Annotated in this window: 9 protein-coding genes and 1 riboswitch; of the genes, 7 read left to right on the top strand and 2 right to left on the bottom strand. The window is 75.3% G+C overall.

Features of this window, described 5'->3' with window-relative positions; all coding sequences use genetic code 11:
• Positions 1-323 precede the first annotated feature (323 nt).
• Positions 324-416: riboswitch (SAM riboswitch) on the top strand.
• Between the two features lie 265 nt (positions 417-681).
• Genes WCS02_RS12245 through WCS02_RS12235 form a run of 3 tightly spaced genes read left to right on the top strand, consistent with a single transcriptional unit; the run spans position 682 to position 3,507 of the window.
• On the top strand, positions 682-1,494 hold the full coding sequence (locus tag WCS02_RS12245; protein WP_340293553.1) for an ABC transporter ATP-binding protein: 813 nt from the start codon (positions 682-684) through the stop codon (positions 1,492-1,494).
• Positions 1,491-2,597, top strand: a complete 1,107-nt coding sequence (locus tag WCS02_RS12240) for an aliphatic sulfonate ABC transporter substrate-binding protein (RefSeq protein WP_340293550.1) — start codon at positions 1,491-1,493, stop codon at positions 2,595-2,597. The genes WCS02_RS12245 and WCS02_RS12240 overlap by 4 nt, the downstream gene beginning before the upstream one ends.
• 4 nt (positions 2,598-2,601) lie before the next feature.
• Positions 2,602-3,507, top strand: a complete 906-nt coding sequence (locus WCS02_RS12235) for an ABC transporter permease (RefSeq protein ID WP_340293547.1) — start codon at positions 2,602-2,604, stop codon at positions 3,505-3,507.
• Between the two features lie 68 nt (positions 3,508-3,575).
• Here the strand turns inward: WCS02_RS12235 and WCS02_RS12230 are convergent, their stop codons facing one another.
• Positions 3,576-4,841: an FAD-binding protein gene (locus tag WCS02_RS12230; RefSeq protein ID WP_340293545.1), complete on the bottom strand. Its 1,266-nt coding sequence runs from the start codon at positions 4,839-4,841 to the stop codon at positions 3,576-3,578.
• Between the two features lie 185 nt (positions 4,842-5,026).
• On the opposite strand from WCS02_RS12230, the gene WCS02_RS12225 reads away from it, so the two are divergent.
• Positions 5,027-5,764, top strand: coding sequence for a hypothetical protein (locus tag WCS02_RS12225; protein ID WP_340293542.1), 738 nt, complete (start codon positions 5,027-5,029; stop codon positions 5,762-5,764).
• A gap of 40 nt (positions 5,765-5,804) precedes the next feature.
• On the opposite strand, the gene WCS02_RS12220 is transcribed toward WCS02_RS12225, so the two are convergent.
• On the bottom strand, positions 5,805-6,851 hold the full coding sequence (locus WCS02_RS12220; RefSeq protein ID WP_340293539.1) for a DNA polymerase domain-containing protein: 1,047 nt from the start codon (positions 6,849-6,851) through the stop codon (positions 5,805-5,807).
• Between the two features lie 129 nt (positions 6,852-6,980).
• Between WCS02_RS12220 and WCS02_RS12215 the strand changes: the two genes are divergently transcribed.
• From WCS02_RS12215 to yaaA, 3 genes are all read left to right on the top strand, one after another.
• On the top strand, positions 6,981-8,048 hold the full coding sequence (locus WCS02_RS12215) for an ATP-dependent DNA ligase (RefSeq protein ID WP_340293537.1): 1,068 nt from the start codon (positions 6,981-6,983) through the stop codon (positions 8,046-8,048).
• A gap of 106 nt (positions 8,049-8,154) precedes the next feature.
• Positions 8,155-11,019, top strand: coding sequence for an ExeM/NucH family extracellular endonuclease (locus WCS02_RS12210; protein WP_340293534.1), 2,865 nt, complete (start codon positions 8,155-8,157; stop codon positions 11,017-11,019).
• A gap of 110 nt (positions 11,020-11,129) precedes the next feature.
• Positions 11,130-11,641 (top strand): peroxide stress protein YaaA (gene yaaA, locus WCS02_RS12205; RefSeq protein ID WP_340293532.1); only part of this gene is annotated, 512 nt, incomplete at its 3' end.

Genomic DNA, 11,641 nt, shown 5'->3' with positions numbered 1-11,641 from the left:
ACATTCTTTGACGACAGGCCGTCCCGGGTTCTCCGGGACGGCCTGTCGTGCGTTCCAGGGGGTGCTCCAGCTCGTCGATGACGACGGGCAGGGGCACCCCCTTTCGTCGTGCCCAGACGCCTCTGGGCGAGAGGTCTGCAGGTAGCCGGCTGTCCGGGTCTGCCGTGCGACCTGGAGCGCCGCTGCGGCCTGACCGGACGGCCGACTCGGGGGGCTCAGGTAGCGCCGGACGGCTGCCGACGTGATGAGCAGGGCCGTCCGTGACCGTCCCGACCCTCGGACGGCCGTGTCGCAGTGCGGACACGTGTCGGTTACAGTTCAACCAGCCATCCAGAGCGACCGAGAGACCTGGCTCGTCGACGTCGCAGCAACCCCCCGGCAACGGGTGCGGGTGCTTCCGCCAGGACCGATGGAGGAATCCGTGACCACAGTCCTGGGCCCCAACCCCGTGCTCGTCGGACGGGCGCACGTCGACCTGTGCCGGCGCACCGTGGCTGCCTGTCGTCCGGTCGCGCCGGGCCGGTCGCGCACCGTCCTGATGCCCCGGGCCTGAGCCCGTCGCGCCGTCCCCCGACGGCGCCACCGCCAGGCCCCCCGCCCTCCCGCGGCGCCACGTCCGACGACGGACGGGCTGCCGTACCCCCGGCGCGAGCACGCGCCCGCCCCAGCACAGGAGCACCCATGACCAGCACGACCCCACGCCCCCTGGGCCGGTCCGCGGCGCACGGCACGTCGCTGCCCGTGGACGTCCAGCAGGTGGCCGTCGACTTCGGCCGCGGGCCCGTGCTCGCCGGCCTCGACCTGCACGTCCCCTCCGGCGCCGTGCACGCCGTGCTCGGTCCCTCCGGGTGCGGCAAGTCCACCCTGCTGCGGGTGCTGGCCGGGCTCACCCGTCCCAGCAGCGGCACGGCGCGCCTCGGCGGCAGCGACGTCGTCGAGGGTGACGAGCGGGTGGCGGTCGTCTTCCAGCAGCCGCGCCTGCTGCCGTGGCTCGACCTGCGCGCCAACATCGCCCTGGGCGCGACCCGGCGCCGGCGCCACGACCCGTCGGCCGGGTCCCGGGCCGAGGTGGACGAGCTGCTCGCCCGCGTCGGCCTCGACGGGTACGGCGACTACCGCCCGGCCGCCGTCAGCGGGGGCATGGCACAGCGCACGGCGCTCGCGCGCGCCCTGCTCGCCCGCCCCGGCGTCCTCCTGCTCGACGAGCCCTTCGCGGCCCTCGACGCCCTCACGCGCCTCAACATGCAGGCGCTCGTCGACGAGCTCGTCCACGCCGACGGCACGACCGTCGTCCTGGTCACCCACGACGTCGACGAGGCGGTCCGCCTCGCCGACGACATCACCGTCCTCGGGGCCGCCGGCTCCGGTACCGCCACCGCGGTGCCGGTGCCGCTCGGCCGTCCCCGCGACACCACAGATCCTGCACACCTGGCCGCCGCCGCCCGGCTGCGTACCCGTCTTCTCGAGCTCGTCGGAGTGGAGTCCCTCTCATGAACCGCGCACCCCTGGCCCTGGTCGCCCTCGTCCTCGCCGGCACCACCCTCACGGCCTGCGGCTCCGACGACGGTGCCGCCGCCGACGAGGCCACCGGTGCTGCCGGCGGGGCCGCCGCCGACGCGACGCAGGAGGCCGGCGACGCCGCCTCCGATGACGCCTCCGCCGCAGCCGCCCCCGCCGACCTCGGGGTCGACGAGATCCGCCTGGACTGGGCCACCTACAACCCGGCGAGCCTCGTGCTGAAGGAGCAGGGCTGGCTCGAGGAGGCCGTCGGCGACGACGTGACCGTCACCTGGGAGTTCTCGGCCGGTTCCGCGCCCGCCAACGAGCTCCTGCGCGGCGACGTCGTCGACTTCAACTCCACCGCGGGCGCCGCGGCGCTGCTCGCCCGGGCCAACGGCTCGCCGCTGCGCACGGTCGACGTCCTCGCCCAGCCCGAGTGGAGCGCCATCGTCGTCGGTCCCGACAGCGACATCGCCTCAGCCGAGGACCTCGCGGGGAAGAACATCGCGGCCCTGTCCGGGACCGACCCGTACTTCTTCCTCCTCCAGACCCTGGACAGCGCCGGCCTCTCGGTGGACGACGTCCAGATCGTCGACCTGCCCCACGCCGACGGCCGCCTCGCCCTCCAGCAGGGCCAGGTCGACGCCTGGGCCGGGCTGGACCCGATCATGGCCGACGCCGTCACCACCGACGGCGCCGAGCTCGTGGTCCGCGAGCCCGACCGTCTGTCGTACAGCGTCCTCAACGTCCGTGAGGACTTCCTCGAGGAGAGCCCCGAGGCCGTCGAGGTCGTCCTCACCCAGTACGAGCGCGCCCGCCGGTGGATCCAGGACAACCCCGAGGAGACCGTCGAGATCCTCGCGGCGGCCGCCGAGATCGACCCCGCCATCGCCGAGCAGGTGCTGACGGAGCGGACGAACTTCGACGTGGACCCCGTCCCCGGCGAGGAGCTGGCCGACGTCCTGTCGCGCGTCGTCCCGATCGTCGTGCAGGGCGGCCAGGTCGCCAGCCAGGAGGACGCGGACGCCGCCCTGGAGGAGCTGTTCGCACCCGAGCCCGTCACCGCGGCCGTCGAGGCCGCCGCCTCGGAGGGATGACCCCATGAGCCTGTCCACGTCGGAGAAGGTGGCCCTGCAACGGGTCGCCGGGGTCGAGGGCGTCGCGCCGTCCGGCTGGGTCCAGCCGGGGGCCGCCCCGGGCGACGGCGCCACGAGCCCGGGCGGCCCTGCGCCCAGGTCCCGGGGCGGCTGGGGCCGGCGTGGGCTGCGCGACCTCGGGCTGGGGCTCGTCCTCCCCGTGGTCCTGCTCGGCCTGTGGCAGGTGCTGGTCACGGCGGAGGTGCTCGACCCCTCCCGCTTCTCCTCGCCCGCCGCTCTCGGCGCCGAGCTGGTAGCCGCCGTCGAGTCGGGCCGGCTGTGGCCGAACCTCGCCATCAGCGCCCAGCGCGTCTTCCTCGGCTTCGGGATCGGGGCGCTGCTCGCGGTGCTCACCGGGCTGCTGGTGGCGCTGAGCCGCACGGCCGACCGCCTGGTCTCGCCGCTGCTGGGCGCGGTGCGCGCGGTGCCGTCGCTGGCCTGGGTGAGCGTGCTCATCCTCTGGTTCGGCATCGGCGAGGAGAACAAGGTCGGCCTCGTGGCCATCGGGGCGTTCTTCCCCGTGCTGGCCACGCTGGTCGCCGGCATCCGCCAGGTCGACCGCGGCCTGCTCGAGGTCGCCCAGGCCTACGGCCTGTCGTGGCGGCAGCGCGTCACCACGGTGCTCCTGCCGTCGGCCGCGCCGTCCCTGCTGGCCGGGGCCCGGCTGGGGCTCAACCAGGCCTGGCTGTTCCTCGTCGCCGCCGAGCTCCTGGGTGCGACGAGCGGCCTGGGCTGGCAGCTGCAGAACGCGCAGCGCAACGGGCAGATCGAGCTCGTCCTCGTGACGATCATCCTGTTCGCGGTCATCGGCAAGCTCACCGACTCGGTGCTGGCCGCCGTCGAGACCACGGTCCTCGCCCGGCTGTCCTGACCCTCTGCACGACGACGGCCCCCCACCACCCGGTGGGGGGCCGTCGTCGTCCGGCGCGGGCTACGGGCTCAGGCCCCGAGGTACCGGTCGACGAAGGCGTTGGCGAAGCGGCGCTGCGGGTCCATCTCGTCGCGCAGCGCGCGGAAGCTGTCCAGGCGCGGGTACCGCGAGGCCACGACCTCGGGGTCCATCCGGAAGACCTTGCCCCAGTGCGGGCGCGGGGCGAACGGTGCCAGCGCCGCCTCGACGGCCTCGAGGGCAGGCAGGACGACGTCGAGGTCCGGGACCCACGTGAAGTGGACCGCCAGGGTGTCGCGCCCGTAGCAGGAGCTGAGCCAGAGGTCGTCGGCGGCGATCGTCCGCAGCTCGCCGATCTGCAGGACGGGGGCGACGAGCGGCGCCACCTCCGCCACCGCGGCCAGCGCCGCGGAGGCGTGCTCGCGGGGGACGAAGTACTCCGTCTGCAGCTCGTCCCCGCTGCTGGGCGTGAACTCCATCCGGAAGTGGGGGAGGCGCTCGTGCCACGGGCCCGGCGTGCCCATCTGCTCGGTGCTGAACCCGGCGGGCATGCCGGGGACCGGGTGGCGCGGACCGTCGGCGACGCTGCTGCCGAGCCAGTCCAGCGCCTGCGGGACCGCGTCGGGGAGGCGCTTGATCCACACGTTCGCCTCGACCGGGTCCTGCCAGCTGGTGAAGACGCTCACGCTGTAGCCCGCGGACAGCACCTCGTCGACCTGGTCGAGCAGCGCCTGCAGGGGCAGCTTCTCGCGGACCTCCTGCGCGATCTCGAAGCCGGGGACCGCGGCGAGCGTCAGCCGGGTCACCACACCGAGGCTGCCGAGCGCGACGACCATGCCGGGGAACCGCTCGGGGTCGGACTCCCGGGTCACCTCGAGCAGGTCGCCGTCGGCCGTGACGAGCTGCAGGGCCACCACCGAGTGCGCGAGCACGCGGTTGGAGTCGCCCGAGCCGTGGGTGCCGGTCGCGCTGGCCCCGGCGACGCTGATGTGCGGCAGGGAGCCCATGCTCGGCAGCGCCAGACCGGCCGCGTGCAGCACGGGGGCCACCTCGCCGTACGTGACGCCGCCGCTCACCGTGATGGTCGCGGCGTCCCGGTCCACCTCCAGCAGGTGGGGCAGGCCGTCCAGGCGCACCAGCTCGCCGTCGGTGTCGGCGACGGGGGAGAAGGAGTGGCCCGAGCCCAGCGCGCGCACCCGCCGGGCGCCGGCCACCAGGGACTGGAGCTCGGCGACCGACGTCGGCCGGTGGACGGCCGAGGCGGAGAACGTGATGTTGCCGGCCCAGTTGGTCGTGCGTACCGCGGCACCCTGCATGGGGGCATCCTCCCCCACGCGGGCGGGGACACCGGCGCCCGGTCCGCCCTGGCCGGCCGGCAGCGCCGGGAGGGTGACGCCGGACGGAGCGGGCCCTGCCGCCGGTCACCGCTGCCTACCGTGGGAGCGGTGCCCGACCGGCCCGCCGGGAGGGCCGGCGCAGGTCACGGGCCGGAGGAGGACCGATGAGCCGCGCCGCCCGTACCGCAGCCGGGGCCGTGGTGGCCGGGGTGCTCGCGTTCGTCGCGCTGGTGTCCATGGTCATGTCCTTCGCCGGTCCCGGCGGCGACGGGCCCGGGCTGTTCGAGGGCTGGGACCTGGAGACGCTCGACACCCCGGCCACCGCCGAGGTGCTCGACGTGGACGACAGCTGGGACTGGCCGACCGTCGACGTGCGCTGGACCACCGAGGACGGCGAGGTCGTCGTCACCTACGTGGACTGGGAGTGGGGGGAGCTGCCCGAGGTGGGCGACCAGGTCGGGGTCGTGTACGACTCGGCCGACCCGGAGTACGCCTTCGCGGCCGACGACCCGTACGTCGACGGCGTGCTCGACGGCACGCTCGGCGGCCCTGCCCCGACGGACGAGGTCGTGGGCACCGAGGACGCGGTCGCGGCGGAGGACGCCGCCCTCGCGCGCGCCTCGGGCTATGTCGCCCTCGCCTCGCTCGCCGGGCTCGTCCTGACCGTGCTGGTCACCGTGGTCGCCGTCGTGCGGGCGCCCGCCCCGGTCCGGCAGCCGCACGTGCCGAGCGTCTACGAGGCGCCCCTGCCCTCGGGTGCCTGGGGGCCTCCGGGACAGGCGGACCAGCCTCGGGACCCCTACGGGTACCCGGCCGCGACCGCCCCCCCGCAGCACGCGCCCGGGCCGTGGCAGGCCCCCCGCACGCCGGCGCCGGACGGGTCATGGCCCACCCCGGGGTGAGCCGTCCCGCGCGCCGCCGTGCGTGCCGGTCGTGCCCCGGTCAGCCCCGCTGCTGCTTGAGGTCCCGGTCCTTGCTGGGCTGCACCCGCTTGGGCTCGCCCGGCATCTTGGGGTAGCTCGGCGGGTACGGCAGGTCGCCGAGCCCGTCGGCCTCGTCGCGCGCGGCGAGGTCGAGCAGCGGCTGCAGGTCGTGGGCGACGTCGTCCAGGCCGGCCATCGGGTCGCCGCGGCGCGCCAGCAGGCCGGGCACGGTCGCCATGGTGCAGTCGTCCGGGTCGACGTCGACCAGCTCGTCCCACGTCACCGGCGTGCTCACGGTCGCCCGCGGGGTCCGGCGCACGGAGTAGGCGCTGGCGATGGTGCGGTCGCGGGCGTTCTGGTTGAAGTCGACGAAGACGCGCTCGCCGCGCTCCTCCTTCCACCACGCGGTGGTGAGCCGGTCCGGGGCGCGCCGCTCGCAGTCCCGCGCCAGCGCGATGGCCGCCCGGCGCAGGCCGACGAAGTCCCACGTGGGCTGCACCCGGACGTAGACGTGGATCCCGCGCCCGCCGCTGGTCTTGGGGTAGCCGACCAGGCCGTGCTCGGCCAGGACAGGCCGCACGACGTCCAGGGCGAGAGCCCGCGCGTCGTCGAAGCCGGTGCCCGGCTGCGGGTCCAGGTCGATCCGCAGCTCGTCGGGGTGGTCGGTGTCCGCGCAGCGGGTGTGCCAGGGGTGGAACGTCACCGTCGACATCTGGGCGCCCCAGACGACGTCGGCGGCGCTGGTCACCCGCAGGACCTCGGCGCTGCGGCCGGACGGGAAGCGCACCCCGCACGTCTGCACCCAGTCCGGGGCGCCCTTCGGGAGCCGCTTCTGGTAGACCTCGTCGCCGTCCACCCCGTCCGGGAAGCGCTGCAGGTGCGTCGGGCGGTCCCGCAGCGCGGTGAGGACGGCCCCGCTGGGGTCGGTGGCGACGGCGCGGTAGTACTCGGCGAGGTGCCGCTTGGTGCCGGCGGCCTCGCCGAGCGCCGGGAAGACCACCCGGTCCCCGCTGGTCAGGCGCACCGGGGTGCCGTCGACGTCGAGGATCTCCGCGGGCGAGGCCATGCCGGCAGTCTGGCCCGCCGCGACCCGGGCCCGCCATCGGTCGGTACCGCACCCCGACGGGGCGGGCCCGTGCGGGCCTGCAGCTCCCTCCGGCCCGCGCCCGTCGCCGCGGGGGAGCAGACTGCCCCCGTGCAGCTGCCCGTCCAGCCCCCGGTCAAGCCCATGCTCGCCAAGCCGGCGCCCGAGATCCCGCCCGGGCAGCACTACGAGCCCAAGTGGGACGGCTTCCGCGCCGTCGTGTTCCGCGACGGCGACGAGGTCGTCCTCGGCAGCCGGAACGAGAAGCCGCTCACCCGCTACTTCCCCGAGGTGGTCGAGGCGGTCCTCGCGGCGTTCCCCGACCGTGCGGTGGTGGACGGCGAGATCGTGGTCGCCACCGCCGACGGGACCCGCCTGGACTTCGAGGCGCTGCAGCAGCGCGTCCACCCCGCCGCGAGCCGGGTGCTGCGGCTGAGCACGGAGACGCCGGCCGCCTTCGTCGCCTTCGACCTGCTCGCGCTCGGCGACGACGACCACATGGCCACGCCGCTGCTCGAGCGCCGACGGCTGCTGGAGGAGGTGCTGCCCGGGCGCCACCCCGACGTCCACCTCACCCCCGCCACGCAGGACCTCGACGAGGCCCGCCGCTGGTTCGAGGTGTTCGAGGGCGCCGGGCTCGACGGTCTGGTCGCCAAGCGGCTGGACCTGGCCTACCAGCCCGACAAGCGCGTGATGACGAAGATCAAGCACGTCCGCACCGCCGACTGCGTGGTCGCGGGGTACCGGGTGCACGCCTCCGGCGAGGGCGCCGTCGGCTCGCTGCTGCTCGGCATCCACGACGAGCGGGGACAGCTGCAGAGCGTCGGCGTGGTGGGGGCGTTCACCATGGCCCGCCGCCGCGAGCTGTTCGAGGAGCTGCAGGCGCTCGTGGTCCCGGTCGAGGACCACCCCTGGAGCTGGTCGGCCCAGGAGGACGGCGAGCGCACGCCGCGCAAGAACGAGACGAGCCGCTGGAACGCGGGCAAGGACCTGTCGTTCGTCCCGCTGCGCCCCGAGCGCGTCGTCGAGGTCCGCTACGACTACATGGAGGGCGTCCGGTTCCGCCACACCACGCAGTTCGTCCGCTGGCGCCCGGACCGCGACCCCGCCTCGTGCACGTACGACCAGCTCGAGCAGCCGGTGACCTTCTCCCTCGCGGACGTGCTCGGACGACCGTGAGGTGACCGTCGGGCGAACGCTGCCCGACGACCGGCCCCCAGGCCTTCCCAAGTGTCCGGGGGCCCACCTACCGTCACCCGGTCAGACCCCCACGAGAGGACCCTCAGTGACAGGTACGTCTACCGTCCGTGCGCGCGCCCTGATCGGGTGCACCGCGACGCTCGGCCTGGCGGTGGCCGGGCTCACCGTGGCCCCCGCCGTCGCGGCACCCAGCACCACCCCCTTCATCAGCGAGATCCACTACGACAACGCCGGCACCGACACCGGTGAGGCCGTCGAGGTCCAGGCCGCTGCCGGCACCGACCTCACCGGCTGGACGCTGGTCCGCTACAACGGCACGGCCCCCGCCGCGGCCGTCGTCTACCGCAGCCCCGCGCCGGCCCAGCCGCTGGGCGGGGTCGTCCCCGCCGGGGACGCGAGCGGCGACGGCGTCCGGGTCGAGACGTACCCCGCCGACGGGCTGCAGAACGGCACCGCCGACGGCGTCGCGCTCGTCGACCCGGCCGGGACCGTCGTCGACTTCGTGTCCTGGGAGGGCGTCACCACGGCAGCCGACGGACCGGCCGCCGGGCGCACCAGCGTGGACACCGGGGTGGCGCAGACGAACAGCTCGCCCGCCGGCTCGTCGCTGCAGAAGGTCGGCGGCGTCTGGACCGTGGCGACCACCGCGAGCTTCGGCACCGTCAACGGCAGCACCGGCCCGGGCACCGACCCTGAGCCGGAGCCCGACCTGTGCGCGCTCACCGCCACGACGGCGGTCGGCGCGGTCCAGGGCAGCGGTGCAGCGACGCCCCTGGCCGGCCAGACCGTCACCGTGCGCGGCGTGGTCACCTCCGACACCCCGGGGCTGTCCGGCTTCACCGTGCAGGACGGCGGCGACAGCGACCCGGCCACCTCCGACGGGATCTTCGTGGCACTGGCCGGGGCGCAGGTGTCCGTCGGCGACGTCGTCACCGTCCGCGGACCCGCCAACGAGGAGTTCACGCTCACCCAGGTCGGCAACCTGCGCGCCGACCGCGGCGGGCCCGCCACGGTCGACGTGTGCAGCAGCGGCGCCACCGTGCCCGCCCCGACGGTCCTGCCCCTGCCCTCCACGCCCGAGCAGCGCGAGCCGCTCGAGAGCATGCTCGTCGACGTCACCGCCCCGCTCGTCGTCACCGGGACCTTCGGCCTGGAGAGCTTCGGCGAGGTCCGGCTGTCCACCGGCGGCGTCCTGCCCACGCCGACCGACGTGGCCGAGCCCGGCCCGGCCGCCGCGGCCGTCGAGGCCGACAACCGCACCCGCGAGATCACCGTCGACGACGGCAGCAGCCGCAGCGGCGTGCGCCCGGTGCCGTACCTCACGCCCACCGACAGCGTCCGGATCGGCGACCCCGTCGTCGAGCTCGGCAGCCACGTCCTCTCGTACTCCTTCAACCAGTGGCGCCTCCAGCCCGTCACGGGCGCGCCCGACCAGCTGGTCCTCGGCGAGGGCAACCCGCGCACGCCGACCGCCGAGGACGTCGGCGGCGACGTGCAGGTCGGCGCCTACAACGTCCTCAACTACTTCGTCACCCTGGTGAGCGAGGACAGCGACGCCCGCGGCGCCGAGACCGCCGAGGCCCTCGCGCTGCAGGAGGCCAAGATCGTCGCCGGCATCGTCGGCCTCGGTGCCGACGTCGTCGCCCTGCAGGAGATCGAGTACGGCGTGCCGTTCGGCAAGGACGCGGACGTCGCGCTGGCCCGGCTCACCGCCGCGGTCGACGCCGCGGACACCACGGGCACGTGGGACTACGTCCGCACCCCGGACTACGTGCGGGAGTCCCCGGACGTCATCCAGAACGCCATCGTCTACCGCTCGGACGTCGTCACCCCGGTCGGGGAGTCCCTCACCGGCGGCACCGTCGACCCGCAGGTGTGGAGCAACGCGCGCGAGCCCGTCGCGCAGACCTTCGCGGCCCCGGACGGCGACCTCTTCACCGTCGTGGGCAACCACCTCAAGTCCAAGGGCGGCACCGGCACGGGCGACAACGCCGACGCCGGCGTCGGCGGGCAGGGCTCGTTCAACGGCGACCGGGTGCGGCAGGCCCAGGCCCTCGCGACCTTCGCCGGCCAGCTCGAGCAGGTCGACCCCGACGTGCTCCTCATCGGCGACTTCAACGCCTACTCCCGCGAGGACCCGGTCGACGTCCTCGTCGCCGCCGGCTACGTCGACGTGCTCGAGCCCCTGACCGACACGACGTACTCCTTCGACCAGCGCAACGGCAACCTCGACCACGTCCTGCTGAGCGCGGCCGCCGCGCAGAAGCTCACGGGCGCGGACATCTGGGAGGTCAACGCGGCCGAGCCGTTCGCCTACCAGTACAGCTCGGGCGTGGAGGAGCTGCAGTCCCCGGACGCGTACCGCGCCAGCGACCACAACCCCTCGGTCGTCGGCCTGGACACCGTCGCGCCCCTGGGCACCGACGTCTCCCTCGCCGACGTCCTGGGCGAGGTCGCCGGGCCGTTCGACCGCGACGACAGCGACTTCGACGTGCTCGCCGCGCTCGTGGCGGCGGTCCTCGCCGAGGACCCGGCGTCCCCGGTGGCCGTCCTGGCCGACCCGACGGTCGCGCTCACCGCGTTCCTGCCGACCGACGCCGCGTTCATGGCGACCGGCGGCGAGATCTTCCGGGGCCGCGTGCCCCAGGAGCGCGTGGCCTACAACCGGTACCTCGACCGGCTGGGCGTCGACGGAGTCGAGCAGGTCCTGCTCGGCCACGTCGTGCCCGGGCAGACGCTCGAGGCCGCCGACGTGCTCGCTCTCGACGGCCAGCAGCTCACCACGGCCGCCGGGACCACGCTCACGGTCGACGTGCGCGCCGACGGCACCGTGGCGGTCGTCGACCAGCGGGCGGGCGGGCGCGACGCCCTGCTCGTGCCGGGCGGGACCGACATCAACGTCGGCCAGGTCCAGGTCGGCCACGCGGTGGACCGGGTGCTCCTGCCCTGACCCACCCGCACCACCCAGCACCACCCCAGCACCACCCAGCACGGCAACCCGCAGGCCCCGGTCGCACCCGCGACCGGGGCCTGCGGCGTCCCGTGGCTAGCCTTCGCGCCGTGCTGCTGCTCCTGCCGCCCTCCGAGGGCAAGACGCCCGCGCCCCGCGGGGCCCGGCCGCTGGACCTCCACGGCCTCTCGCGCCCGGGGCTCACCGCCGCCCGGGAGCAGGTCCTGGACGCGCTCGCGGCGGTGTCCGCCGGCCCGGACGCGATGCGCGTGCTCGGCGTGGGTCCGTCCCTGGCCGCCGAGGTGGCCCGCAACACCCGGCTGCGCACCGCCCCCGCCACGGACATGTCGCGGGTCTACTCCGGCGTGCTGTTCGCCGCCCTGGGCCTGGCCGACCTGGACGCGACCGCCCGGCGGCGCGCCCGTGCCCACGTCGTCGTCGTGTCGGCGCTGTGGGGGGCGCTGTCGCCGGGGGACCGGGTGCCCGCCTACCGGCTGGCGATGGGGACCACGCTGCCCGGCATCGGGCCGCTCGCGGCGCACTGGCGCGGGCCCCTGGCCGCCGCGCTCGGGGGCGGGGGCCAGGGCGGGGACGGTCATGGCGGGGAGGGCCAGGGGAAGTC

This window comes from Aquipuribacter hungaricus (assembly GCF_037860755.1).
Classification (GTDB): domain Bacteria; phylum Actinomycetota; class Actinomycetes; order Actinomycetales; family JBBAYJ01; genus Aquipuribacter; species Aquipuribacter hungaricus.
The sequence above is the reverse complement of the archived record's forward strand: the minus strand, read 5'-3'. Positions and strand labels throughout refer to the sequence as shown.